This window comes from Acinetobacter sp. YH01008, assembly GCF_013420435.1.
Lineage (GTDB): Bacteria > Pseudomonadota > Gammaproteobacteria > Pseudomonadales > Moraxellaceae > Acinetobacter > Acinetobacter pseudolwoffii.
On the sequence record NZ_VOYD01000013.1, the window covers coordinates 46,052 to 70,555 of the forward strand.

The following is a 24,504-nucleotide window of genomic DNA, read 5'->3' on the forward strand; positions in this document are numbered from 1 at the left end:
TGCAATAGAATTGATACAGGTTATAGGCAGTTTAATGATCGTTTTAGGCTTGGAAACGTCGTGTGATGAAACAGGACTTGCGCTGTATGACAGCGAGTTGGGTTTACGCGGGCAGGTGCTTTATAGCCAGATTAAACTGCATGCAGAATATGGCGGTGTGGTTCCAGAGCTGGCGTCACGTGATCATGTGCGTAAACTAATTCCATTAATGAATGAATTATTGGAGCAAACTGACGTCAAAAAATCGGAAATTGATGCCATTGCCTATACACGTGGGCCAGGTTTAATGGGCGCATTAATGACAGGTGCGTTGTTTGGTCGAACTTTGGCCTTTGCATTGAACAAACCGGCAATTGGTGTTCATCATATGGAGGGGCATATGCTCGCACCATTGTTGTCTGAAACAGCGCCAGAATTTCCATTTGTGGCGCTGTTGGTCTCTGGTGGGCATTCACAACTGATGGCAGCCTATGGCATTGGCCAGTATGAATTGCTGGGTGAATCGATTGATGATGCAGCCGGAGAAGCATTCGATAAAGTGGCGAAAATGATGGGTCTGCCCTATCCAGGTGGGCCAAACATTTCCAAACTGGCTGAACAAGGCAATCCTGCTGCTTTTGCTTTCCCACGTCCAATGCTGCATCAAGGCCTAGAGTTTTCATTCAGCGGTTTAAAAACTGCAGTTTCCGTTCAAATGAAAAAACTGGGTGATGAAAACCGTGATGCAGATATCGCAGCAAGTTTCCAGGAAGCGATTGTCGATACCTTGGTAAAAAAATCCGTGAAGGCATTGAAGCAGACTGGCTTAAAACGTCTGGTGATTGCAGGTGGTGTCAGTGCCAATAAACGTTTACGCGAACGTCTGGAAGCAGATTTGGCAAAAATCAAGGCAACGGTTTACTACGCTGAGCCAGCACTGTGTACCGATAATGGTGCGATGATTGCATTTGCAGGTTATCAGCGTCTGAAAGCAGGGCAGCAGGATGGCTTGGCGGTAACCACAACGCCACGTTGGCCGATGACGGAGTTAAAAAATCCTGAAGCGGTTTAAAGATAGATAGGAAAGGGGCGGAAAGCCTCTTTTTTATTGTCTTGGTTTTATTGAGTAGAAATTTTCAACAAATAATAAATTATTTTGACTCTGCCATAGTAAGTGTTTTCTTACAGATACCGTAAAATGGTTTAATCATATAGGAATCCCGCTCTATGATAGGCGGAATTAAGAATAAATTTAATTTTTTATAAAAGTGTACAAATAAAAAATATTTTTTATTTGTCTTATTTTTGATCATTTATGGTTTTAAATAAATAGAATAAAATTAAAATAGGGAGAGTGAGTGTTTTTATTGGTTATCTTCGCTTTTAAGCAAAGATTAGAGTAGTTTAAATGAATATATCTAAATATTTTTTTATTTTAGGTCTTGGTTTGTCTGCTATTGTTAGCTTTGAAACCCAAGCATACAATTATACATCAAAAGGGGTGGGTGCAGACAGAAGTAAAGCATGTAATCAAGCTGATGAGAAAATTCAACGTGGTTCGACTACTTCAGGTTGTATATGTTCAAATATTCAACAAACCTATTGGGTTTGTAAAATAAACTATGATAAGCCTAAGCCAGTTGTATATACTGCACCTCCGATTTATCAAGCACCTGCTCCTACACGACGCTCATATAATTTCAGTGCACCAGGTGTGTTATAAGTAAAAAAGGCACTATGTTTAACATAGTGCCTTTTAAACTTAAAAACCTGTTCCATTCGCTGGATCACATTTTTGCTTAAGAAATGTCATGGCATAGTTTACACGTGTCGCTATATCTTCACTTCCTAATGAAAAAATAGTGTATGGTTCATTATTTTTTAAGCGTATAGAAACAAGTTCTTTAGATTGTTTAACTTCTAAAACCTTTCCCCAATCAATTCCATTTTCGGTACTCCCTAGTCGTAAGTCAGGTCTTAGGGATACTACCGGTTCAACCATTGAACCACCATGATAAACTCTCAAAGATAAGCTATTATTATCATAATTTATTTTGCTAATACAACGATCAATAGTAGTTACGTTGGTAATTTTACTATAGCCTTCGAGTCGTGCTGATCCATCATGCTCATCAGCCATATCTGAAAAATATTTTTTTAAATCTCCAGATTGGATACCTTTGTCTGGTAATATAATCGTTAAAAATTTTTGTGCATTTGCTACAGTTTGCTCTGCTGCTATAAGTGGTGTTGTAAATAAAAAACAGCTGGACATAATAGTCAGAGACTTTAGGTAATTCATGTATAAAAAGCCAAATAAATAAATCGTTTTATTTTAAAATAAAACTCCTCTACTTTAAAGATTAGTATTTTTCTTTTTTTAGCAGTATTAGGTAATATATAAATACAACTTAAAAGCTTGATTTTTTGATTTTCAAATGAAGAAATATTTAATTTATATATCGTTCTTTACCACCACAGGTCTTTCTGCAGAATATGTAATGATTGGACCTCCTTCTGGAGAGTGGGGGCGAACCTATGGTGAAACTTATCAAAACTCGGTAAAACAAAAAGAAATTCAAAAACAGGTCGATTTGTTGGGTAAACACCGGACAGCAGAAGCTCAAAAAATGGTGGATCTTGCAGACGCAGCGCGTAAGGCAAGAGGTGAGAATACTGATTCAGTAATTAAAAATAATGATCAAAAAAAATCAGAAATTAAAAAAGAACAGTTAAGTTTAAGTGAAAAAGAAAAGGAGCTTAAACGTAAACTGGCTCAAGTCGAGAAAGAAGAGCAAGAAGCAAGAAAGAAAATTGAGTTATTACAATATCGTAATGCAGTACGTAATGGAACCAGTGTAGGTGTACTTCGTTGTGGGAGTTCAGGGCGTCCACGTGTGCATTTGGTGGGTGTAGTTGGACGTGCAACACGACCAGATCACGTGTATTCGGATTGCCGTTTGAAGCAGGTACAGTATCGTTGTCGTGGTGAAGGAAATTGGCAATTTTATACAAATAATTTATGGGTCTTAAGTAATGCATGTATTGGTATTGGTGATGACGTAATAGTAAATGTTCACTGTGATGCTGAACAAGTTGAAGTGCGACCAACACAATTTAGCTGTGATATTCACTAAGTTATATCCAGTAGCACAATATTCAGCTTTTATCTGTCAACTCATTTTATGAGGAATGGCAAATCTATGTATCATGTTTAGTTTCAAGGTTTTGATTAATAAGATAGTGTTTTTCAAAGAAGTATTGGAGAATTTAAAAATAAAATGAATGATAAAGGGATCAAGAATGATTCGTCCTGCGACAATTGAAGATGTGGCAGTTATTGCACAAGCGCATGTGCAGAGCGGGCAAGAAACCTGTCAGCAGATGCTCTATCTACCTATTTTGGCGGAATATAAGCTAGATACACGGCTTGCTTTATGATTGCAGGTGCTCAAGCTCAATAACCATATTCTATTGGTTACAGAAGGAGCAGGGCATATTCAGGGCTTTATTGATGTTTCGCTAAGTGAAGCAAAAGGCATTGCCAAAATTATAGCGTTATATGTATTGAAAGCTGCATAAAAGCGTAGGATTGGTCGAGTCTTGTTTAAAGAGGCATTAAAAGATATTCACCCAATGCAATATCCATAGATTTTACTCAATGTTTATGATCAGAACCCAGTCTGTCAGTTTGATGAACATATGAGAGCAAAATGCATTACTGCTGAAGATGTTAGCAATGAAGGTAAAAATCTCAAGGTTCTACATATCTATGGGACCGCGATGCATTTGCTGATTTAGATGGTTTGATTTAGTAGATTCAGAGTAAAAATTGCATGATACACAAGATAAAAGACTCGGCTTTAAAAGTCCGAGTCAGGTATTATGGCAACAACATGGTGTTGCACTTCAAATGCGAATCTAAGAAGGCCCAAAGCGATATTTACGTTGAGCCTGATCTTTTGAATTTTCTATTGTTCCAGATTATTCAACTGAGTTGCCCCAATCCAGTGTTTCGAGAACTGATAAGCGGCACGGCCTGAGCGTTGACCGCGTGCCTGACACCAGCGCAAGGCTTCGGCTCGGGTTTCCGGGGTCAATTCCATCTCAGCCTTTTTAAGATAATGCTCTACAATTTCCAGATATAAATTCTGATCCATTGGATAAAAAGACAGCCATAAGCCGAAACGGTCAGATAGCGAAATCTTCTCTTCAATTGCTTCCTGAGGATGTAGCTCAGTATATTGCGGAACATCGACCCGGGTGACAGGCGTATTTTCATGCATAAATTCTGGCAGTAAATGGCGGCGGTTACTGGTCGCATAAATCACAAAATTACTCGAACCCGATTGCAATGAACCATCTAATACACTTTTTAAACTGCGATAATTTTCATCTTCTGCATTAAAGGCCAGATCATCACAATAGACAATAAACTTTTCAGGACGGTCTGCAATCAGTTTCTGAATTTCCGGAAGTTCTGACAAGTCATCGCGTTCAATCTCAATCAGGCGTAAACCTTGCGCTGCGTATTCGGTCAGCAGAGCACGAACGATAGAGGATTTACCGGTACCACGCGAACCAGTCAGCAAGACATCATTGGCAGGCAAGCCATTTAAGAACTGTAAAGTATTCTGGATGACTTTTTCTTTTTGTCGCTCAATCCCTTTTAAATCGGCCAGTTCCATCTGTCTAAGCTGATGAATGGGCTTGAGTTCACCCTGTTGCCATTTATAGGCATGTGCAGAAAAATCAGGAGCATGTTTCAGCTCGGGTAGGCTTTGCTGAAGTTGCAGCAGAACAGTCGAAAGGGTATTCAAGATATTGTCAGGTAACTCAATTTTCGCCATGATCTCAGCATTACAGATTTAAAATTATGTCTAGGATACTATCACCCTAAAATTCACAGTCAAAGCCTGAAAAGTGTGATAATTTGCTTAAAGCAGAGAATTTTCGCTATTGTTGTTATGAACAGATCGGTGCATATTTTCTACGCAGTGCAAGATGAATGAAAAATACAATATAGGGAAGAAGGCAGATGCTGTTTAAAGATTTTACTCAGGACATTAATCCACATCAGGCCTATCGTATTAAAAAACTCAAGCAGCAGCTGCAACAAGCTGAGTCCTATGAGGAATGGAAATATATTGCGCTAAAAATAGATGAAGAATCCGGGGCGCAAGAATGGAAATTCGACAATAGTTCTCCCTATTTTGATGCAGAAGTTATTGCGCATCGTTTGGGTAAATTAAGACGCTATAGACAACAGAAACGTACCCACGACCTGATGTATATTCTGCGCGAAGGTCTAAGCTACGATATCGCCAATATTGCCCATCCTTTATTGTTCACCGAAGCCTATGTCGGCACCAAAAGAATTATTGAAGATTATGTGGAGCAGGTTAGTCAGGGGCTGGCACATATCGCTTCAACAGACTGTAGCTGTTTAAATATTGAAGAAAAAATTGAATTTTTTAAAGGCTGTCAGCGTGCCTATGGTCAGCCGGCCCTGATGTTTTCCGGTGGCTCGACCTTGGGTCTGTTTCATACCGGCGTTTGTAAGGCTATGATGGAGCAGGATTTATTGCCAAAGGTCATGTCAGGTTCTAGTGCAGGTGCCATCATGACGGCAATGTTGGGTGTATCCAAACCCTCGCAGTATGTCGATCTTTTGAAGGGGCATAATTTTTTTCATGAGGCTTTTCATTTCCGAACCATGGGTGAATTGCTGAAAGGCAATGGAGGTCTGGCAGATGTCAAATACCTGAAAAAATTTCTGGTCGAAAATTTAGGCGATCTGACCTTTGAAGAAGCACTCAAAACCTCAGGTCTGCATATCAATATTGCTGTTGCCCCCTATGATTCGGCGCAGGATGCCCGTATTTTAAATGCCTATACTTCTCCGGATGTGCTGGTCTGGAGTGCGGTATTGGCCTCTTGTGCAGTCCCTATTCTGTTTCCGCCAGTACGCCTGACCAGTAAGCGTTATGATGGTGAATATACCCCTTATATGGGAGCAACACGTTGGGTCGATGGCAGTGTACGCAGTGATTTCCCGCAGGAAAAAATGGCCCGGTTATACAATATCAATTACACCATTGCCAGCCAGGTCAATCCGCATATCGTGCCATTTATGCAAGATGATGTTGCACGTTTCCGCAAAGGTACCTTAAGCTGGCCACAACGGATTGTACGCCGTCAGGGTGCGGTGATTACCAAAGGAATGATGGATTTTGCCCGGGAACATGCCGGAAGCTTGCCACCTGTACGCCGTATACTCGATCACGGCTATGGGGTGGTCGATCAGCGTTATTATGGCGATGTGAATATTGTCGGTAAATATAGCCTGCGCCACTATAGCTATATGCTGCAAAATCCACGGCCCTATCTCTTTAAAATCTTGCAGCGCGAAGGCGAACGGGCCACTTGGCCAAAAATTTCCTTAATCGAGACTCAGGAACGGGTGGGGAAAACTATTCAGCATTGTCTGGAACTGCTAAATTATCAATATACTGCTGATCCAAAGCCTGAATATATTGCAACCACTTAATTTAGATCATCTTGATACTTTCGATTTTCAACCAAGAACCAAAACCCGCAGTCTGGGTTTTGGCCGGCGCCTGTATTATGCTGCGGGTCAGCCCGCATTCTGGCTAAAAACTCAAGTGTCGACTAAATCTGACAGCTCAATATCATCTCCGCATGCAGAGCTGGGCTGGCAGCAGGAGCTGAATTTTTATCAAACGCATAGCCGTTCGAGTGATCTGAACTTTTTCCTTCCGCATCAAATCATTCAACAGCCATTCACCATTCAACATGAACAATTTGAACAGGCTTTGATTCTGGTCGATGCACCAGCACATTTTCAGATCATGCCAGATCAACTTTCTGTAACGCAGATTCGACAACATTTGCTGCAAGCGGTAGAACCTTTAATCTGCCTGCAACAGCTGGGTTATTTGCATGCGGATTTAAAGCGCGAGCATTTTGTTGATGCTCAGGGCAGGGTATGTCTGCTTGATTTTGAACAAGTGCAAGCTCTGGATCAGCTTGAAGTTCATAAGCTTAATGCGACACCACGTTATATGGCACCGGAATTATTCCAAGGAAAAGCCAAAAGCTTGCAGAGCGAAGTTTATGCTTTGGGCGTGATTTTTTATGAATGGCTGAGTGGACAGCGCTTGCAGGCAACTGACTATCTGGATTGGGCGTTTTTACATTGTCAGCGCCTAAAAGTTGAGTTGCCTGAACAAATTCAGATTTTTGAAAAGTTGTTAGCGCTGATGCTAGGCAAGCAAAAACAGCATCGGTTGGCAGATTTTAAAGCGGTTAAACACTACTTAGTGACTGAAATCGAATGAGAAAAATACAATAAAATCGGGATTGTTTCTTATTTAATCAAACGAGTGTTTTTTTCTTATAAACGGCTTGTCAGCTGGAAATGATCTCTATAATATACACAGCCATTGGGGACGTGGCGAAATTGGTAGACGCACTGGATTTAGGTTCCAGCGCCGCGAGGTGTGAGAGTTCGAGTCTCTCCGTCCCCACCAATTTACTTAAGCAATTGAGTAAACTGGCCGAGTAGAGGATTGGTGTAATGGTAGCATGACGGTCTCCAAAACCGTTCGTCAAGGTTCGAGTCCTTGATCCTCTGCCAAAGTTTGAAAAAATCCAACGCTAAGTTGGTACCCCGATGGGGACGTGGCGAAATTGGTAGACGCACTGGATTTAGGTTCCAGCGCCGCGAGGTGTGAGAGTTCGAGTCTCTCCGTCCCCACCATCATATTAAAGCAAGGCTGGTGCCTTGCTTTTTTATTGCCTGAAATTTATACCAGCTTTTTTAAGCTGTAAAATTTTGCTGTCTTTTACGCATAGGTTTAGTCTGTTAAAGAACGTTAGAAAACGGGTCAATGCTCAGGAAAGGGCAGAACTTCAGGAAACTTTGTTTTATTAGATGCAATAATTGATATTATCCAAGTCAGCTAAAGTCTAAATTTGAATATGTGATTCTCCTGTGGTGCGTATTGATCTTATCTGTTTCGATGAAACTAGGCGACAACAGTGCAAATAGGTCAGTATTTACGCAACACTGAATTAATTGTTTAAATTTTGATATAAAAGTATTTTCCTGCTACAGAATTGCTTGTGAATCGGGTCTGATCGCTATAATATACACAGCCATGGGGATATGGCGGAATTGGTAGACGCACTGTGTTCAGGTCGCAGCGCCTTCTGGGCGTGAGAGTTCGAGTCTCTCTATCCCCACCATTATATTGAAGCAAGGCTAATGCCTTGCTTTTTTATTGCCTGAAATTTTATACAGCAATTTTCATTGATCTTATTCTTAAATCCTTATTTTGCTTGATAGAACGTGTGTGACGGAAGTTATATAAAAAGCATGGTTGCATTATTTTGAATGCCGAGGCCATAAAATATAAGGCTTGATCTGTAGTTTGTTTTTTATACATTTTGGTTTTTATGACACAAAATAAAGCTGAGACCTTTTAAAATACTGAATTTGTGGTTTCGTCTTCAAAGAGTCAAATTGTCTTGATAAATTTTATCAAAAGTAAAAAAATATAATTAACTGTTTAATTTCTAGCGGAATAGAATGTGATTGCTTGTAAAATCGCTTGTCAATGACGGTCTATCTCTATAATATACACAGCCATTGGGGACGTGGCGAAATTGGTAGACGCACTGGATTTAGGTTCCAGCGCCGCGAGGTGTGAGAGTTCGAGTCTCTCCGTCCCCACCAATTTACTTAAGCAATTGAGTAAACTGGCCGAGTAGAGGATTGGTGTAATGGTAGCATGACGGTCTCCAAAACCGTTCGTCAAGGTTCGAGTCCTTGATCCTCTGCCAAAGTTTGAAAAAATCCAACGCTAAGTTGGTACCCCGATGGGGACGTGGCGAAATTGGTAGACGCACTGGATTTAGGTTCCAGCGCCGCGAGGTGTGAGAGTTCGAGTCTCTCCGTCCCCACCATCATATTAAAGCAAGGCTGATGCCTTGCTTTTTTATTGCCTGAAATTTATTTAATCAAGATAAAAAGAAAAGTCCGTCGAAACGGACTAAAGATTGGAGAATAGAGTTGCTAAATCAGTGGAATAATTTATTTATTTTTCTGATTGAAAATAACCTGAATCAGGCTTTTAAATGATCTTCAAATTCCTCACCCAGCTGGATCGCGAGTGCATTGCCGGCCAGATCACAGGTGACCAGACCGTATTCTTTTTTGAAACTGAAACTGAAACCACGATCATCAGCCAGGGTGCGTACGGAATATCCTAATTTTTCTAACCATAGTCGAAATGCAATCAGATTTTTAGCTTTAACCACTTTTTTCACGAGATCACTCCTTCATCATTGTTCTATCTTAAATAAGGGTGAGAAATTTTGTTTTAAAGGGCAAATTCCCATATTTAATTAATTTAATCTAATTTGAATGTTTAGTGAACATCGTATGCTCGCTAAAGAAGCAGTTTATGACTTAAGTAAATGATTTTTATCATATTGAATAGGTTGTAACTAAATATTAAGTTTTTATAGCATGTAAATAAACTTAATTATACTTTAATTTCAAAGGCTTATTTTGCTATTGATCTAAATTTGAACTTTATCAACGCCATAAAATGTAAGAATAAGGGAATGCCGAAGCATCGGCATATTAAGCTTGCATTGATTATTTAATCGGATCATTAGCAGCTGCTGGTTTTCTGAGCTATCGTTTGAGATGCATGCCCTATACTATCAAAAATGTAATTCTTGAATTAAATACGATTGCCATGACTGAACTGACGATTGAACACAATGTGAATCAGAAAATTGAATGGATGCAGCAACAGGGCTTAGATCCGGTTGCTGTGATGCTGGGACATGAGGACTGGTTGAATTTTACAGTGCAATCGAAAGTAGCCTATACGCCGTTTGGTAGTGCACGTCGTTATCAACCGGCCTTAGCTGGTTTGCTGCTGGTACGTGTTGACGAAATGCAGGCAGTGCGTGTCGTCACTCAAGACGAACTGGATGCTTATGCGCAAAGTCACCAGATTCTTTAATATGGATCTTTAACTCTAGAACTGATCCTTCAGGGTTCTCAAGCGCTGAAACTCTTCCACACTATCCGCACGCAGGAAAGGATTGGTTTGTAATTCATCTTCAATGCTGCTTGGCAGCGTGCACTGGCCTAACATACGCAAGCGTTCGATATGCTCGAAGCGTTCCAGAATTGCCTGATTGTCCGGTTCGACATGTTTGGCAAACTGGGCATTCGAGAGGGTGTATTCATGTGTGCAATAGACCTGCGTACGCGGCGGTAAGGCTGCCAGACGTGACAGTGAATGATACATCTGTGAATAAGTACCTTCAAAAACCCGGCCACAGCCCATGGCAAATAAAGTATCGCCACAGAACAGCACATCAATCGCATCAATGAAGTAAACGATATGGCCTAATGTATGGCCTGGTACTGCGATCACTTGAACATCTGCCCCATGAAAGCTGAACTGTTCTTCATGCTCAAGTGGATGCGTGATAAACGGAATTTTACTGAGTTCTGCACGCGGGCCATAAACAGGCAGATTTTGTCCCTGAATTAAGCCGGGCACACCGCCAATATGGTCTTTATGCCAGTGCGTTAACCAGATTTGACTTAAGATTAAACCGTGTTCGGCACAATAATCTTGCACCAATCCTGCTTCGGTCGGGTCAATGACTACGACCTGATGAGAAGCCGTATGTTCCAGCAACCAGATATAATTTTGCAGCGAGTTCTGGACATCAATACAGTGAATTTTAAAAGGCATCATAGCGCATCAGACCAAATGAAGATTGAGAATAAAGTAGCATAATTTCAGATGCTCTGGGCTTGCAGATATTATCTGCTCATCCGGGATAATTTTTGTTTATGTCCCATTTAAAAAATCATAAGTCCGAATCATCAACGCTTACCGCCTTGCCAATGCTATAAAATTGTACACCAGTCACATGATGAGTACTTTTCCATTCTTCACTCACTACATGATAATGCCAGTGACTGTCGCGGAAGACTGATCATCGGCATAGGCCGCAATCAGCTTGCCAATAAACAGATCATGCATTTGCTGGTTATGCGGCCCGGGAATCAGCTCGCAGAGTATTTATGCAGCACAGCCTTGCCCAGAGAAATATCAAAACCAGAGAATTTAAATAACCTTAGGCCAGATGGTGCCAATTTTTCAGGTACATCATGCAGGCTCAGCCTACCTAGCCGATAGGATTTTTCTAGGAGAATACTTTGAAGATGGGGGTTGGTCATACCGCATCATTCACTATATTGATGTATTTAAGTGGCTAGATTAGTTAGATTATTAGCATATTCAAGTTCACTCTTGCAAAAAAGCTTTTAAACTAGAGATTACTATATTCAGGACTTCAGAAAATGAAAATGTACCAGGTCGATGCGTTTACCACGGAACTGTTTAAAGGAAATCCAGCTGCAGTGATTGTGCTGGAGGACTGGCTCGAAGATGGCCTGATGCAAAATATCGCCTTGGAAAATAATCTGTCTGAAACAGCTTTTGTGAAAATAATTGATGCAGAAAATTATGCCATTCGCTGGTTTACCCCGACCAAGGAGGTGGATTTTTGTGGTCATGCAACCTTGGCCAGCAGCTTTGTATTATTCAATCAATTTGGTACGGCAAAAACGATCCAGTTTCATGTGAAAGATCTGGGGATCTTTGTGGTTGATCAGGATACAGATGGCAAGATCAGAATGAACTTTCCAATTCGCCGCGCAGTAGCCGTCACAGAATATCCTGAGGCCTTAAGACAGGCATTGAGCAAACCGTTTAAGCAGGTTTATCTGAATGCACAAGGTTATATTGTCGAATATGAATCGGTACAGGATGTGCTAGATGAATCACCTGATTTTGAATTATTAAAACAATTAAATGGCAAGCGTACCGCGATTACTGCTCAGAATAACTTTTTAGATGTCGCGATTACCTCGCAAGATACACAATATGATTGTATTTCACGTTATTTTGCACCGAGTAACGGAATCAATGAAGACCCGGTCACAGGGTCTATTCACACCGGAATTGCGCCGCTTTGGGCAGACAAACTGGGTAAAAATGAACTGGTCGCTTATCAGGCATCAGCGCGCGGTGGTGTACTTTATTGTGCTTTGCAAGATCAGGAACGAATTGAAATTTCGGGTTATGGCAAATTATATATGCAGGCTGAACTTTATCTTTAATCTCTGATTACATAGATATGCATGTCGTCAGGCAAGGCGGCATGTTATTTTAATGATTCAATTTAGAAAAGACTATTCAGAATAAGAATCATTCTCTAAAATGAGCGCGAATAAAAATTTACATTGAAAATCTGGATGAATAATGTTGGTACGTTATAAGAATTTAAGCTTGGCGATTTTGTTGTCGGGTTGTAGTGCGCTGAGTTTTGCACAACCTGTTTTGGTGAAAACTGAACAGAATGTGGAGGAATATCGTCTTGATAATGGTTTACGAATTATCCTGGCACCGAATGATAAAGAAAATAAAATTTTTATGAATACGGCGTATTTGACCGGTTCACTGAATGATCCTAAAGGAAAAGGTGGTCTGGCGCATCTGCTGGAACACTTGGCTTTTAAAGGCACTAAAAATGTCAAAGGTGATGAATTTCAGCGTCGGCTCGATCAATATACCTTAATGACCAATGCCAGTACCGATTATTATTCAACCAAATATACCAATGTCATTCGTCCTGAAAAAACGGCGCTAAGTGAAGTAATTTTCCTTGAAGCCGAGCGTATGGATCAGCTGGTTCTTCAGGAAAAATATGTACCGACCGAAATTGATATTGTAAAGCGCGAACGCGAAATTCGTCTGGATCAGCCATTTTCAGTACTCATGGATCAGGTGTTTAAGTCGGCTTATGGCAATCAGTATTTGGGCCGTTTACCGATTGGTGATCTGAATGAGCTGCAATCCATCAATATGCAGGAATTGAACCAGTTTTACCGGAGCTGGTATGCACCGAATAATGCCTTTATGGTGATTTCAGGCAAGTTTGATAAGGCAGAAGTATTAAAGCAGATTGATAGCCATTTCAGTCCGATTCCATCGCGAAGTGTACCGGCGCAAGTGAAAGTTCCGGCTTTAAAACCTGAGCAGATTCAACAGCGTGAATTTACTGTGCAAAAGGGCAGTGATCTGGCCAAATTCAATATTTACCTGAATGGTCCGGATGAAAAGATCAAGACTGCTTTGGCTGTTTCGCCGACGCTCTATACCTTGCAACCGAGCGGGCATTTATATCAGAGCATGGTGGAAAGTGGAAAATCGACCATGGTGCAATCTAGCACCTGGTTAGATAAAGACTTTAATCTGGTGTTTATGGGCGCGATCTATGCACCCAATCATCAGCCAAAAACTGTGGAACAAAGTTTGATTCAAGGCGTAGAGCAAAGCCAGCCATTTACCGAGGCCGAATTAAACCGAGTTAAAAACCTGACCCGCAATCAGGCTGATAATATTAAAAATAGCGCGACTGCATTAGGTTCACGTTTAAGTGATTATGCCGTGGCTTATTCGGGTGACTGGAGCCAGTATTTTAAAGATCTGAATGCGATTGAAAACCTGAGTGTGAGTCAGGTCAATCAGGTCTATAAAGGCTTTCTAAAACCTGAATATCGTATTTCTGGCAATATCCTGCCAACACCTGAAGATCAGAAAAAAGCGCAGGAAGTGACACAGACGGAAGCACCGAAAAAAACACTGGACCAACAGGCTGAGACAGAAGAGCCTTTAAAGGATGTCAGTGTTTATCAGGCGGAAGTGAAGCAGTATGTAGCGCAATCCAAGCAGTATTTATCTGCCAAGGACAAGCAGATTCAGCGTGGTAAGTTAAAAAATGGCATTAAATACGCGCTATTCCCAACCAATATTCGCGATGACAAGGTGTATGCCACAATTTCTCTGGATTTTGGGACTGCGCAAAGCCTGATGAATAAAGGCGAGATTCTGGATCTGACCGCGTATTTAATGCTGCGCTCATCGGAAAGCCAGAGCTTGCAGCAGATTGCTGACAAAATTATCGAAGTAGGCGGTTCAGCGACTGCCAGCCCATCGAGTAATGGCCTGAACATACAGATCAGTGCCAAAAAAGAGAAGTTTGCAGAGTTTTTCCAATATGTGGTTGATGTACTAAAAAACCCTGCATTTGAGCAAAGCCAGTTTGATTTGATCAAGGGTCAGACCTTATCCAGTCTGGATCGTCCTTATACCGAGCCAGATACAGTGTCGAGCCTCACCATGGCGCGAACCATCGAAGTTTATCAACCCGGTGACATTCGTTTCCATTTTGAACCTGAACTGGCCACCAGGCAGTTTAAAGCAGCCACTCGTGAGCAAGTGGTCGCTTTGTATCAGCAATTCTTTAAAACGCATCATGCACACATTGCAGTGACTGGGGAATTTCAGCCAAAATCTATACAGAAAATGCTGAAAAATAGTTTTGCGGACTGGAAAGCGGCACAGCCTTATGAACGCCTGAAATCAGAATATCGAAGCTATCCAGCCCAAAAAATTCATGCCTTGTCTGAACAACGTGAGTTCGGTAGTTATCAGGCATTGCTGACCTTCCCGGTGGGGGCAGACCATGCAGATGTACCTGCTTTACAAGTCTTTCGTCATATTCTGGGTGACTCTCAACTGTCTTCCCGTTTGGCTCAGGAATTACGTGAAAAAAATGCGCTGGTCTACGGTTTTAGTGCCCATGTTCAGTTTAATGAATGGGCCGATTCAGGTGCTTTGGCACTGGGTGCCAATTATACCGCAGGTAAATCTGCACAGGTTTCTCAAACGGTGCATCAGGTACTCAATGAGCTGCTAACACGTGGTGTAACTGAACAGGAAGTGGAAGCGGCCAAAGCCAGCATTTTGAAAAAACGTGTCAATGCACTGGAAGATGATCGCCGTATTCACAGTATGTTGGTTCCTCAACTGGAAAAAGATCGTAAGCTGATTTACCGTGAAAAACGTGATCAGGCGATTGCCCAACTGACGAAAGCCGATATTGATGCCGTGATTAAAAAATACATCAAGCTGGATCAGTTGGTCGAAGTGATGGCTGATCAGTACGGTAAGCAAGTTAAAACATCATAGTATTAATAAATAAAAAATCCTCTTACTTAAGGGGATTTTTTATTCTTCAATATAATTAAAAGCTCTAATTTAAGTTGCTTTTCTGGTAAGCAGGATTCTACCTAAAACGCCAGATAGCACAGCACTGGGTAAGTTCCACCAGAAAGTGGCAAAAAGAAACAGGAAAATCCCAGCTGATACTAATATTGCTCCAACAGCGATATCTTTATTAAAAGCGAAGTGAATAATATGTTGGTAATAATATGATGCGATTAAACTAGAAAAGATTGCTCAGCAAGTATAGAAAAGCCTATCTGATCGGGGACTCGCGATTATTTCCTCCCAGAGCATATGTATTTTCCTTCTTTCTTTAAAAATCCAGACGCTTCTTATAATTTATAAAATGCTTTCGCATTCTCATAAAAAACTGGCTTTAACGCGTTTTCATCATAGTCCTGAACAATATCGCTAAAAGCATCAATGATATTCACGAGTGAGCTGCTGACACTGTCCATTGGAAAGTTGGAGGCAAACATCAGGCGTTCAGAACCAAAGCAATCTAAAGCATGCTGAATCAGGGGAGCTGCACGTTCCAATAATTCCTGTTTATTGGCTAACCGTTTCTGCTGATGAAAATCATGACCCAGCACCGGCATAAACAGGCCAGACATTTTAGTCGATACATTTCTGCACTCGGACAGTTCAGCCAGTTGATCTTGCCAACTTGAAAATATCTGGGCACGATCTTGTTCGGTCTTGCCTGTAGCTTTGCCCACCTTGCCAAATAAGCCGGCAGGCGTACCGAGGTGATCTAGTACGATGGGTGTGTCCGGAAAGGCTTTGGCCAGTGCAGTCACATCCGCAATCTGGCTCGAATAGACCCAGGCATCAAAACTTAAGTCTTGCTGGGCCAGTTCCTCAAAGCCCTTCAGGAAATCTTTGTTGCGATAGAGATGCGGCTCATCGGTCCAGGCATGAATGCCTTTGTCTGGATGTACCGCAGCCATTTTACGGATGCCGCGAAATTTTGGAGAAGCTTCGCGATGCAATTGAATCAATTGCTTAAAGTTTTTCTGCCGCGGATCCGCCGTAGCGACAATGCCACCGAGCTGGATATTATGCTGATCAAAAGAAAGTCCGGCCACAAAACGGGTTTCATCCACCACGCCTGTACCTTTCTGATCATGCCAGCTGGCTTCAACATGCACAATTTGTTCGACTTCATAATGCCCTAGATCTTTGTTGTAGTTCGCAGGCAGATAAGGGGCGGTCAGATGCTCGGTCAGGCCAATGGTCTCAATCACATCTTTAGGTTTGAGCAGCCGCACCATTTTGTCCAGTAATTTAGGATATTTGCCAAACAGTTTTACGGCAAATGCTGCCGCGTGTGGGGTGTTGTACGGATCCCATTGGTGAATATGTGGGTCAATGATCGGGAAGGGAAGTTGCTGCATGCTATGCCTTGTTTTAGTGTATTTATTATTCAATTTATATGGGGCTAAAATCAGTTCGAAGTCAAGATGATAAATTAAGGCAAATAAAAAAGCCCCGCGGGGCTTTTCATATTTTAATCAATGATCGTGCTTGTGATCATGGTTATGCTTGTTGGCATGAAACTCTTCATTGTGACGGAAACGTAAATAGTTTTCGAACTGTTCACAGTATTCATCATAGTTATCTTCCAGCATCATTTGGAATTGCTGCATAATATAAGACATCACCTGATCTTTGGCATCGCGCATTTCGTTGCCATCTTTAAAGTTATTCGCTGCCACCCAGGTATTGAAACGGGCAGTACCAAATAACATGGCTGCACTGACTTGACCGCGCTTATCACTCGGTTTTTCCTGCGAGCCTTTTTCTACGCGACAAAACTCGTTGGCTTGTTGAATAAATTCATCAGCACGTTCAAAGAATGCCGCATTTAACGCTTCTTCTTCGGTTACATCGGTTGCTTCAATCTTTTGAACCATGAATTTTTCCTGACCATCATAAAATCTTAATGGCTAATTATAGGCAAAGCCTTGCAGAAACTAAACCTTTGCCTTAATCTAAAAATAGCCTAAGCATATAAAAGTGAATGCCATGCAGGATGCGATTGCGGTACAAAGTCTGAAAAGTGATATTGCCTTATTGCGCCAGAATATCTGGCCACCGGCAAATCTGGCCAATGTCGAAGGTCTGCCGATTTATTATGGAACCAAATCGCAGGTCGAAGAATATTACACCCAGTGGCTTGCTCTGATTGAAAGGGCGCAGGATCTGTTCCAACCTTTCATGGACGATGAAACCCTAGATGCTATCCATCTTCCCAGTCATTTAAACTTGCCGCTGTTTTATTTTCATGTTGACCGAATCAGGCTAAATAAAACCCGGGCCAAAGAATCTAAAACTTTTCGTGGTGTGGCCAGCCTGATTGAAAAATGCGGGCAGTTTGAACCCGAACAGATCGCAGCCATGCGACACTGGCTCGACAGTGACGATACCGCGGCTTTGGTGGCACACCGCGAATTTGTAGACTTACGTACTTATGTGTTTCAGCATGGTCAAAGTGAATATACACGTACCCGTTTTTATGTGAATGGTATCGTGCTGAGTGTCGAGCCACATTTTGAGCTGATCGATGCCCGTGATAAACCACGTAAGCAACGCAGTGATAGTTATAATGACCCTCTGGCCGATAATAATACCTGGAAAGTGTTTGGTAAATATCGCTAGCCCGGTTTTACCAGAAGGGTTTGGTATTTTCAGCAAACTGCTGTAAACGCTCGGCTGCTTCACTCGACAAACGCTGCTGTTCCGCGCTTATCCAACCCAGCACAAACCAGGCTTTGCTATTTTGCTTGACATACGGTCTAAACAGTTCGTCTGCCACAAACAGGTCGTTATAATGCCCCAAGCTTTCCTGTAAGGGTTTTAGGGCTTTCAGATAAGTTTTCACATCCTTTTCAGGAAATAAACTCTGTAAAAATTCTACGTTATAGCGCAAGCGTTTCACCCGTTTACGGGTGCGATGCCGCGATTCAATATCCAGTTCCTGATAGTTTTCGGCATCCTGACAAATTTGCTGATGTAACTTGCTCAAACCTTTACACAAAATTTTATGCGAAGATTTGGCTTTGCTATGCGTTTTTTCCTGACTAAAGCTGAGTAGTTGCAGTATCAAGTCCACTGTAGCTGTTTGTCTGAACAGCGCGCTAATATCTGGCTGTTTTTGTCGGTGTGGTGGTAATTTTAATAAGGGTGAGCCGGCTTTTTCCAGTTGCGGAATCAGACTTTCTGCAAGGGCATCGCGATCTCGGGTAGAACCCAGTTGCTGAAAAATATCTCGCAGCTGTTCCGGCCATTCTGGCTGTACATGTTCAGTCACAGACTGAAAAATTTTAAAGGCACTGCGTAAGCGCCGGATCGCGACACGTGCCTGATGCACATGATCGCTGTTATAATGATCAGCGGCAATCGCAGTTGCATTCGGAAAAAGATGAGCCAGACAGTTGGCTACGATTTTCTTTAAAATAGTAGCAATCTGATCTTTCTGCTCAAGTTCTAATGGCAGCTGATGCTGCACAGGCAGACTTTCTTCACCCTGTAATAGGGCATAACCGCGTTCCGATTTACTCCGCGTATCCAGCCATAAATCATAACGTTGAATCCATGGCCGAATGAAATCAATCAATTCGCTCAATTGACCGGATTTTAGCTCAAATTCGACTTCATAAATATCAATGGCTTGATCCTTATGGCGAATTTCCCCTACATCAAAGGCAATCTCAATCTGGCTATTTTGATGTGTTTCGGTCAGTACATAACGCGCGATATCTGTTTCAAATTGCAGAATAAGCGGTATATCCAAATCGCCAAGCGCCTGTTTCAGAATCTTTTTTGCCGGTTTGTGTTTGCGATATAACTGAAAATCACAGCTTTCAGGTGGGCTTTTTAATGTATGTTCAAGTTCAAAACGTTCAAATTGCTGCTCAGTAGGTGCTTTCAGGGTTTGAATCCATTGCTGGTCTTCTAGACGTTGTCGCAAGGCGATTTGATGTTGTTGGAGTTGTTGTGCTTCAGTATCGAAGTAGCGCGCACATAAACGATGCCGAGTCGGCTGAAGCTTCTGGAAGTCCTGTTCAAATTGTGCACGTGACGGTGACGGAATCTGGAATTTAAGCTCTATTTCTGCCATCGGGTCATTCCTTCTCGATGTAGGTTATACAGATCAATATAGCTCAAAGATTAGCCATGGTGTGATGTGCTTCTGCAACAAAAAAAGCACGCCGTAGAGGGAGCGTGCTTTAAAATATTCTTAAAGATATTTATTTGAGGAATTTACGGCTCACCAGGAACTGTTCTGTCGCCTCAAGCAGTTTCTGGGCATAGACTTCCTGTTTAGCAGTCAGCCAACCTAATACAAACCAGTCACTCGCTTCCAGTTCAGTTTGCTGAATATACACTGCCGAAGAAGCCAAGGTTTGATATTCACCGGCTGCAAGTTGTGCATCATTCAGTGCTTTGCTGTACTTCTGCAAGTTTTTGACGTCATAGATTGTGGTTAAGATCGGAAAGCTGAATTTGAGTTCCTGAATCCGGCTTGCCAATTGATCCAGACTTTCAAAATTGTTAATTTCAGTCTGGTTCATCTGTTCTTGCAGCACTTTATACTGTTGTTGCAGCGTGGTTTGTGCAGCAGTTTTTAAATCCAGAGCAGCATGTTCATCTTCAGTTAAACTAAAAGTCAATAACTCCAGATAATGATGCACATTTTGCGTTGATTTGACTAGATTGCCCAGTTTTTCCTGAGCATACAGAATATCTTTACTCAGATTTTCCGCAGTGGTCGGATTTTGCAGGAAGCTGGCCAAGCTGTTTTGCATATGCTGCAAATGTTGTAAATGCTCGAACTGCTGCTTAAAGGCAGCCATTTGATGTGCCCATTTGTCCGAAAGCTGCGGATGCCAGTCTTTAAACAGCAGCAAAGTGAGATATAGCTGATCCAGTGCCAGTTGAGCCTGCTGAATATGTTCCTGCTGTGCAACCTGAGCTGAAATCGCGGCGATATTTGGCAATAAATGTTGCATCTGCTGCGCAATCAGACTGCATAGGGTTTTACCAGCGCTGTCTTTTTTACTGATCTGGAACTCTTTGGCGAAGGTGGCCGGGCTCACGCGTTGTGAGGTGGCCAATAAATTACCGATTTCTGCCTTGCTACGTACATCGAGCCAGAGCTGATATTTCTTGACCCATTCAAAACTGAACGCCAATAAATTGTGTATCAACCCACTTTTTAGCTCAAACTCGACTTCATGTACCTCTTGTTCAGCATCTCGGGTACGGATCTGCCCAATATCCAGACTGACTTCGATTTGTGTGTCTTGGTATTCAATTACACGCAAGGTGCGGGCAATATCGGTTTCGAATTGCAGTTGTAGCTGATCAGACTGATTGCCGAGCGCATGGCTCAGAATCGCCTGTGCTTCTGGGAACTGGGTATAAATACTTAAATCCAGTTCAGGAGATTCAGTTAATTCCCCCAGATCATGATTATGTTCAAAGCGTTCAATATGGCTTTTACCGGCAGCTTTCAGGGTTTGCACCCAGCGCGTACCTTCCAGACGCTGACGTAGTGCTACCCCGTGCTGGGCCAGTTGACGGTCGGCAGTATCATAATATTTGGCTTGAAGCTGGATCTGTTGAGACTTTTTCGGATCAAGTGCCTTGAGCAGCGCAGTGCGTCGTGCCGCAGGAATCTGGAACTTGAGTTCAACTTCAACCATAATGATTTTCCTATCTGTTTAGTACACGCCAGCATGTACTGATATTTTTCGCTTTAATGAGATGCTGAAAATTCGGCGGGCAATCGCCGCAATTATATTTTTAGATGTATGCGTGGCAGATTGTAACCAAAATCAAAATGCATGTAAGACTTGACCTGCATATAAAAATATTGAACAGGAATTTAAATATTGGCTTTGAGCTGTTAATAGGGTTGCAAAGCGAGAGGAATTGCGGCTTTGCTTGGAAAATATCTAAGAATATTCGAGCAAATCAAGAGACTGTTAATTGGCCAAAATATACGCTAAGGTAAAAGAAAACATCAGGACGATGAGAAATGAATGTACAAGTACAGCCAGAGAATACCCATGTGATCGCGCATCAACCCCAGATGCCGATTGGCAATTATCATGAGTTTTACCGCTTTTATTTGACCGAACACCGGCATATGGTCAGTCGCCGTTTACATGTCGCAGGTAGCAGTATCGGCCTATATTGTTTTACTCAAGCCATTCGTCAAGGCAAACCGCGATATTTTGCTTATGGTTTGCTTTCAGGCTATGCCTGTGCCTGGATTGGCCATTTTATCTTTGAACGCAATAAACCGGCCAGTTTTAAACAGCCGGTGTATAGCTTTATTTCGGACTGGCGTATGTTTGCGGATGTCCTGCGTGGTCGTCTCAGTCTGCTTGATCGCAAATACGATAAGATTTCAAGTTAAACTCAGGTAACTTTCATCGGATTGTGTGGCTAGGGAACATGATCTTTCGATAAAAGACTTGCAAGTCGCCATTTATTATTCTATTAATTGTGTTATTGCTTATTCAGTTTGATGGAATTTGATCAAAAGTTATAGTTTACTGAATAAAACAGTTTTCCAAGCCTGGAGCGACCTTCTCCGGGCTTTTTTTATATCTCTATTTTTTAAATAAATTTACTGACTTCGTTGCCATTATTGCGTAAATATTTATAGAACAAGTCATGCGGATCATACATAAAGAAAATGATCCTTTCTAGCTTTGAAACGTCTCCCCACAAACGTATTATTCAAAACTAGAAAGGATCGGGTGTCACCAACACAGGTATTTATTTTTCTGGTTATTTTCTGTGTCTAACGCTATTTAAGTCTCTTTGAGCTAATTGGGCCATCCCTGAAATTGGGTATTTTTTAATCTTTTTGAGTTTAATCTTAAAGAGGCTTAACAATATTGAAAATTTAAAGGTAAAAAAACCGCTCTTAGAATTTTGCAACTTCTCCACCAAGTTATCTGCAAAATCCTAAAAGCGTTTGTCGGAGGGCGTAAGCATTAACACTTTATTATTTTTGTTATAAAGCGATTAAAACCCATATTTTATAGTCGGTATATCCCTGAAAATGGTGATATTTTAGATTTAACAGAAAAATTGCGCTAAAAAACTGCAAATCTGTTGCTACCCGGTCTCGGAAACAGCAGGACTGCGGCAATTAAACCGAGTTATGCCTATAATAGAGTCATCCTAGCAAGTGGCGAGCAAGATGCGCGGTTTATATTTAATTACCAATGATGATCCCGTAGAACTTTTATTGGCAAAACTGGAAGGCGCAATGGCCAATGGCGGCATTGCAGTATTGCAATATCGCCGTAAAAAAGTCGCCAAACAAGATCAAATTTACGAAATCGAGTATATGAAAGCCATGTGTGCTGAATATGGTGTACTTTTTGTGATTAATGATGATCTTGAAATGGCCGTTAAATACGGGGTGGGTGTGCATTTGGGTCAGGATGACGGGTCTATTGTCGAGGCAGTTGCACGCTTGCCGAAAAATGTCTTGATTGGTCGTAGCTGTAATAACTCGCTTGAGCTGGCTGAACAGGCCATTGCCGATGGTGCAAACTATGTGGCATTTGGTGCCATCTATGCCACCGACAGTAAACCTGAAGCCGGTAATATTGGTTTGGAAACCTTAAAACTGGCCAAAGAGAAATTGAACGTGCCTTTATGTGCCATTGGTGGTTTAACGGTTGAAAACTCCAAAGAAGTCATTGAGTCAGGTGCGGATTATTGCGCCGTGATTAGTGATATATTGGGCCTACCGATGAATGCCATTCCTGAACGTTTAGATGAATGGTCTGCGCTTTTTCAAGCTACAGCATAAAATTTTTTGATTGATTTAATTTTGAGTCGAGTGCCTTCATGAGCTTATCTCCAAAGCAAGAACAATTGTTCAAACAAGCCAATAAACATATTCCGGGTGGCGTCAATTCACCTGTACGCGCATTTAACGGCGTCGGTGGTACACCGGTCTTTATCGAAAAAGCCCAAGGCGCATATTTGTATGATGTAGACGGAAAACGTTATGTGGACTATGTCGGTTCATGGGGACCGATGATTCTGGGTCACGCCCATCCTGCAATTATTCAAGCCGTTCAAGAGGCAGCAGTAGATGGTTTAAGCTTTGGTGCGCCAACAGTTCATGAAACCACGCTTGCCGATATTATTTGCGAGATCATGCCGTCGATTGAATTGGTACGTATGACCAACTCGGGCACGGAAGCCACCATGACAGCGATTCGTTTAGCGCGCGGTTATACCGGCCGTGACAAGATTGTAAAATTTGAAGGCTGTTATCACGGTCACTCAGACTCGCTTCTTGTAAAAGCAGGTTCGGGCTTGTTAACTAAAGGTGAGGGCGAAGCGACATCTGCGGGTGTGCCAGCTGATTTTGCCAAGCATACCATCACGCTTCCATACAATGACATTGCGACTTTAAAAGAATGCTTTGCCAAGTTTGGTGCTGAAATTGCCGGCGTGATTGTGGAGCCTGTGGCAGGCAACATGAATCTGGTGAAACCAATTGACGGTTTTCTGCAAGCGATTCGTGATGTTTGTGATGAGCATGGTTCAGTCTTTATCATCGACGAAGTGATGACCGGTTTCCGTGTTGGCTTAGGCGGTGCGCAGGCACATTATGGCGTAACTCCGGATTTAACCACATTGGGTAAAATTATTGGTGCAGGTCTGCCAGTCGGTGCCTTTGGCGGTAAACGTGAAGTGATGGAATGCATTGCGCCACTGGGTAAAGTGTATCAAGCAGGAACATTGTCGGGTAATCCATTGGCAATGCGTGCCGGGATTGAGATGTTTAAGCATCTTCGTGCTGAAGGTTTCTATGAAAACCTATCTGCGCAGTTGTCAAAACTTCTTGCAGGTTTACAAGCAGCAGCAGACGAGGCAGGCGTACCCTTTAAAACCCAACAGGTCGGTGGGATGTTTGGTCTGTACTTCACCGATCAGGAAGACATCACCAGCTTTGATTCGATGTTGAAATGTGATGTCGATGCTTTTCGTAAATTTTTCCATGGCATGTTGAATCGGGGGGTGAATTTAGCACCTTCTGCATTCGAAGCTGGCTTCTTCTCGGCTGCACACAGCGATGAAGATATTGAATTTACCATTCAGGCTGCGATCGAGACTTTTGCTGAGATGAACGCTTAAATTTTAATTTTTTTAAAATCCTCCCTCTTGCGAAGCGGTGCTTTTCACCTTTTCAAAGGAGGGAATTTTATCTGTACAAATAATAAATTTCCCCTCTTTTCCTTATGCCATATCTGGCTCAGGGTTAGGGGAGATTAAATGC

General features: G+C 42.0%; 22 protein-coding genes, 7 tRNA genes and 1 pseudogene. 21 read left to right on the top strand and 9 right to left on the bottom strand.

Annotated features, from left to right (window positions below; translation table 11 throughout):
* The first annotated feature begins 34 nt into the window (after positions 1–34).
* Together tsaD and FTT75_RS09045 are read left to right on the top strand one after the other, a co-directional pair.
* Positions 35–1,051, top strand: coding sequence for a tRNA (adenosine(37)-N6)-threonylcarbamoyltransferase complex transferase subunit TsaD (gene tsaD / locus FTT75_RS09040; RefSeq protein WP_074382964.1), 1,017 nt, complete (start codon positions 35–37; stop codon positions 1,049–1,051).
* Between the two features lie 336 nt (positions 1,052–1,387).
* Positions 1,388–1,702 carry a hypothetical protein gene (locus FTT75_RS09045; protein WP_141667071.1) on the top strand — a complete coding sequence of 105 codons (315 nt, stop codon included), beginning with the start codon at positions 1,388–1,390 and terminating at the stop codon, positions 1,700–1,702.
* A 39-nt stretch (positions 1,703–1,741) separates the two neighbouring features.
* Here the strand turns inward: FTT75_RS09045 and FTT75_RS09050 are convergent, their stop codons facing one another.
* Positions 1,742–2,281 (bottom strand): hypothetical protein, encoded by a 540-nt coding sequence (locus tag FTT75_RS09050; RefSeq protein ID WP_074382963.1) that lies wholly within the window; start codon positions 2,279–2,281, stop codon positions 1,742–1,744.
* A 199-nt stretch (positions 2,282–2,480) separates the two neighbouring features.
* Between FTT75_RS09050 and FTT75_RS09055 the strand changes: the two genes are divergently transcribed.
* From FTT75_RS09055 to FTT75_RS15855, 3 genes are all read left to right on the top strand, one after another.
* The gene (locus FTT75_RS09055; RefSeq protein WP_100329778.1) at positions 2,481–3,116 is read left to right on the top strand and encodes a hypothetical protein; all 636 of its coding nucleotides are present in this window, start codon (positions 2,481–2,483) and stop codon (positions 3,114–3,116) included.
* 166 nt (positions 3,117–3,282) lie between these two features.
* On the top strand, positions 3,283–3,420 hold the full coding sequence (locus FTT75_RS09060) for a hypothetical protein (RefSeq protein WP_157797501.1): 138 nt from the start codon (positions 3,283–3,285) through the stop codon (positions 3,418–3,420).
* A 6-nt stretch (positions 3,421–3,426) separates the two neighbouring features.
* Positions 3,427–3,561 carry a hypothetical protein gene (locus FTT75_RS15855; protein ID WP_257222781.1) on the top strand — a complete coding sequence of 45 codons (135 nt, stop codon included), beginning with the start codon at positions 3,427–3,429 and terminating at the stop codon, positions 3,559–3,561.
* 389 nt (positions 3,562–3,950) lie between these two features.
* Here the strand turns inward: FTT75_RS15855 and FTT75_RS09065 are convergent, their stop codons facing one another.
* A complete protein-coding gene (locus FTT75_RS09065) occupies positions 3,951–4,829 on the bottom strand; it encodes an ATP-binding protein (protein WP_100329777.1) in 879 nt (292 codons plus the stop codon).
* A gap of 188 nt (positions 4,830–5,017) precedes the next feature.
* On the opposite strand from FTT75_RS09065, the gene FTT75_RS09070 reads away from it, so the two are divergent.
* The 9 genes from FTT75_RS09070 (at position 5,018) to FTT75_RS09110 (ending at position 8,970) form a co-directional block, all read left to right on the top strand.
* Entirely contained in the window at positions 5,018–6,529 is a 1,512-nt protein-coding gene (locus FTT75_RS09070) for a DUF3336 domain-containing protein (RefSeq protein WP_180072554.1), read from the top strand.
* Positions 6,516–7,340: a protein kinase gene (locus FTT75_RS09075; protein ID WP_180186283.1), complete on the top strand. Its 825-nt coding sequence runs from the start codon at positions 6,516–6,518 to the stop codon at positions 7,338–7,340. The genes FTT75_RS09070 and FTT75_RS09075 overlap by 14 nt, the downstream gene beginning before the upstream one ends.
* 107 nt (positions 7,341–7,447) lie before the next feature.
* A tRNA-Leu gene (locus tag FTT75_RS09080) sits at positions 7,448–7,532 on the top strand.
* 33 nt (positions 7,533–7,565) lie between these two features.
* A tRNA-Trp gene (locus tag FTT75_RS09085) sits at positions 7,566–7,639 on the top strand.
* 38 nt (positions 7,640–7,677) lie between these two features.
* Positions 7,678–7,762, top strand: a tRNA-Leu gene (locus FTT75_RS09090).
* 402 nt (positions 7,763–8,164) lie between these two features.
* Positions 8,165–8,250, top strand: a tRNA-Leu gene (locus FTT75_RS09095).
* A 405-nt stretch (positions 8,251–8,655) separates the two neighbouring features.
* A tRNA-Leu gene (locus FTT75_RS09100) sits at positions 8,656–8,740 on the top strand.
* 33 nt (positions 8,741–8,773) lie between these two features.
* Positions 8,774–8,847: transfer RNA gene (locus FTT75_RS09105), tRNA-Trp, on the top strand.
* Positions 8,848–8,885: 38 nt separating this feature from the next.
* Positions 8,886–8,970, top strand: a tRNA-Leu gene (locus FTT75_RS09110).
* 159 nt (positions 8,971–9,129) lie between these two features.
* On the opposite strand, the gene FTT75_RS09115 is transcribed toward FTT75_RS09110, so the two are convergent.
* Entirely contained in the window at positions 9,130–9,333 is a 204-nt protein-coding gene (locus tag FTT75_RS09115) for a hypothetical protein (protein WP_005096596.1), read from the bottom strand.
* Between the two features lie 437 nt (positions 9,334–9,770).
* Between FTT75_RS09115 and FTT75_RS09120 the strand changes: the two genes are divergently transcribed.
* On the top strand, positions 9,771–10,043 hold the full coding sequence (locus FTT75_RS09120; RefSeq protein WP_074383176.1) for a hypothetical protein: 273 nt from the start codon (positions 9,771–9,773) through the stop codon (positions 10,041–10,043).
* 15 nt (positions 10,044–10,058) lie between these two features.
* Here the strand turns inward: FTT75_RS09120 and gloB are convergent, their stop codons facing one another.
* Both gloB and FTT75_RS15980 read right to left on the bottom strand, forming a co-directional pair.
* On the bottom strand, positions 10,059–10,793 hold the full coding sequence (gloB, locus tag FTT75_RS09125; RefSeq protein WP_100329732.1) for a hydroxyacylglutathione hydrolase: 735 nt from the start codon (positions 10,791–10,793) through the stop codon (positions 10,059–10,061).
* A gap of 115 nt (positions 10,794–10,908) precedes the next feature.
* A pseudogene (locus tag FTT75_RS15980) lies at positions 10,909–11,251 on the bottom strand (flavin reductase); the annotation flags it as partial.
* A gap of 153 nt (positions 11,252–11,404) precedes the next feature.
* Here FTT75_RS15980 and FTT75_RS09130 point away from each other — a divergent pair.
* Both FTT75_RS09130 and FTT75_RS09135 read left to right on the top strand, forming a co-directional pair.
* Positions 11,405–12,226 carry a PhzF family phenazine biosynthesis protein gene (locus FTT75_RS09130; protein ID WP_074382957.1) on the top strand — a complete coding sequence of 274 codons (822 nt, stop codon included), beginning with the start codon at positions 11,405–11,407 and terminating at the stop codon, positions 12,224–12,226.
* Positions 12,227–12,368: 142 nt separating this feature from the next.
* Positions 12,369–15,140: a pitrilysin family protein gene (locus FTT75_RS09135; protein WP_180186284.1), complete on the top strand. Its 2,772-nt coding sequence runs from the start codon at positions 12,369–12,371 to the stop codon at positions 15,138–15,140.
* 368 nt (positions 15,141–15,508) lie between these two features.
* Here FTT75_RS09135 and FTT75_RS09140 read toward each other — a convergent pair whose 3' ends face one another.
* Together FTT75_RS09140 and FTT75_RS09145 are read right to left on the bottom strand one after the other, a co-directional pair.
* Positions 15,509–16,573, bottom strand: coding sequence for an amidohydrolase (locus FTT75_RS09140; protein ID WP_180186285.1), 1,065 nt, complete (start codon positions 16,571–16,573; stop codon positions 15,509–15,511).
* 117 nt (positions 16,574–16,690) lie between these two features.
* The gene (locus tag FTT75_RS09145; protein ID WP_005096603.1) at positions 16,691–17,092 is read right to left on the bottom strand and encodes a DUF3144 domain-containing protein; all 402 of its coding nucleotides are present in this window, start codon (positions 17,090–17,092) and stop codon (positions 16,691–16,693) included.
* Positions 17,093–17,204: 112 nt separating this feature from the next.
* Between FTT75_RS09145 and FTT75_RS09150 the strand changes: the two genes are divergently transcribed.
* Positions 17,205–17,837, top strand: coding sequence for a hypothetical protein (locus FTT75_RS09150; protein ID WP_180050027.1), 633 nt, complete (start codon positions 17,205–17,207; stop codon positions 17,835–17,837).
* Positions 17,838–17,844: 7 nt separating this feature from the next.
* Here FTT75_RS09150 and FTT75_RS09155 read toward each other — a convergent pair whose 3' ends face one another.
* Both FTT75_RS09155 and FTT75_RS09160 read right to left on the bottom strand, forming a co-directional pair.
* A complete protein-coding gene (locus FTT75_RS09155; protein ID WP_180186286.1) occupies positions 17,845–19,299 on the bottom strand; it encodes a CYTH and CHAD domain-containing protein in 1,455 nt (484 codons plus the stop codon).
* A gap of 130 nt (positions 19,300–19,429) precedes the next feature.
* Complete coding sequence (locus tag FTT75_RS09160) at positions 19,430–20,887, bottom strand: CYTH domain-containing protein (protein ID WP_180000785.1); 1,458 nt, start codon at positions 20,885–20,887, stop codon at positions 19,430–19,432.
* Between the two features lie 335 nt (positions 20,888–21,222).
* Between FTT75_RS09160 and FTT75_RS09165 the strand changes: the two genes are divergently transcribed.
* The 3 genes from FTT75_RS09165 (at position 21,223) to hemL (ending at position 24,362) form a co-directional block, all read left to right on the top strand.
* Positions 21,223–21,606, top strand: a complete 384-nt coding sequence (locus tag FTT75_RS09165) for a DUF962 domain-containing protein (RefSeq protein WP_005171513.1) — start codon at positions 21,223–21,225, stop codon at positions 21,604–21,606.
* A gap of 795 nt (positions 21,607–22,401) precedes the next feature.
* Positions 22,402–23,022, top strand: a complete 621-nt coding sequence (gene thiE / locus FTT75_RS09170) for a thiamine phosphate synthase (RefSeq protein ID WP_005171511.1) — start codon at positions 22,402–22,404, stop codon at positions 23,020–23,022.
* A 38-nt stretch (positions 23,023–23,060) separates the two neighbouring features.
* Positions 23,061–24,362: a glutamate-1-semialdehyde 2,1-aminomutase gene (hemL, locus tag FTT75_RS09175; protein ID WP_180186287.1), complete on the top strand. Its 1,302-nt coding sequence runs from the start codon at positions 23,061–23,063 to the stop codon at positions 24,360–24,362.
* Positions 24,363–24,504 lie beyond the last annotated feature (142 nt).

What these genes read in the sequence shown, in the direction of transcription:
- tsaD (WP_074382964.1), top strand. Translation starts at nt 35, where the DNA reads ATGATCGTTTTAGGCTTGGAAACGTCGTGTGATGAAACAGGACTTGCG.
- FTT75_RS09045 (WP_141667071.1), top strand. Translation starts at nt 1,388, where the DNA reads ATGAATATATCTAAATATTTTTTTATTTTAGGTCTTGGTTTGTCTGCT.
- FTT75_RS09050 (WP_074382963.1), bottom strand. Translation starts at nt 2,281, where the DNA reads ATGAATTACCTAAAGTCTCTGACTATTATGTCCAGCTGTTTTTTATTT.
- FTT75_RS09055 (WP_100329778.1), top strand. Translation starts at nt 2,481, where the DNA reads ATGATTGGACCTCCTTCTGGAGAGTGGGGGCGAACCTATGGTGAAACT.
- FTT75_RS09060 (WP_157797501.1), top strand. Translation starts at nt 3,283, where the DNA reads ATGATTCGTCCTGCGACAATTGAAGATGTGGCAGTTATTGCACAAGCG.
- FTT75_RS09065 (WP_100329777.1), bottom strand. Translation starts at nt 4,829, where the DNA reads ATGGCGAAAATTGAGTTACCTGACAATATCTTGAATACCCTTTCGACT.
- FTT75_RS09070 (WP_180072554.1), top strand. Translation starts at nt 5,018, where the DNA reads ATGCTGTTTAAAGATTTTACTCAGGACATTAATCCACATCAGGCCTAT.
- FTT75_RS09120 (WP_074383176.1), top strand. Translation starts at nt 9,771, where the DNA reads ATGACTGAACTGACGATTGAACACAATGTGAATCAGAAAATTGAATGG.
- gloB (WP_100329732.1), bottom strand. Translation starts at nt 10,793, where the DNA reads ATGATGCCTTTTAAAATTCACTGTATTGATGTCCAGAACTCGCTGCAA.
- FTT75_RS09130 (WP_074382957.1), top strand. Translation starts at nt 11,405, where the DNA reads ATGAAAATGTACCAGGTCGATGCGTTTACCACGGAACTGTTTAAAGGA.
- FTT75_RS09135 (WP_180186284.1), top strand. Translation starts at nt 12,369, where the DNA reads ATGTTGGTACGTTATAAGAATTTAAGCTTGGCGATTTTGTTGTCGGGT.
- FTT75_RS09140 (WP_180186285.1), bottom strand. Translation starts at nt 16,573, where the DNA reads ATGCAGCAACTTCCCTTCCCGATCATTGACCCACATATTCACCAATGG.
- FTT75_RS09145 (WP_005096603.1), bottom strand. Translation starts at nt 17,092, where the DNA reads ATGGTTCAAAAGATTGAAGCAACCGATGTAACCGAAGAAGAAGCGTTA.
- FTT75_RS09150 (WP_180050027.1), top strand. Translation starts at nt 17,205, where the DNA reads ATGCAGGATGCGATTGCGGTACAAAGTCTGAAAAGTGATATTGCCTTA.
- FTT75_RS09155 (WP_180186286.1), bottom strand. Translation starts at nt 19,299, where the DNA reads ATGGCAGAAATAGAGCTTAAATTCCAGATTCCGTCACCGTCACGTGCA.
- FTT75_RS09160 (WP_180000785.1), bottom strand. Translation starts at nt 20,887, where the DNA reads ATGGTTGAAGTTGAACTCAAGTTCCAGATTCCTGCGGCACGACGCACT.
- FTT75_RS09165 (WP_005171513.1), top strand. Translation starts at nt 21,223, where the DNA reads ATGAATGTACAAGTACAGCCAGAGAATACCCATGTGATCGCGCATCAA.
- thiE (WP_005171511.1), top strand. Translation starts at nt 22,402, where the DNA reads ATGCGCGGTTTATATTTAATTACCAATGATGATCCCGTAGAACTTTTA.
- hemL (WP_180186287.1), top strand. Translation starts at nt 23,061, where the DNA reads ATGAGCTTATCTCCAAAGCAAGAACAATTGTTCAAACAAGCCAATAAA.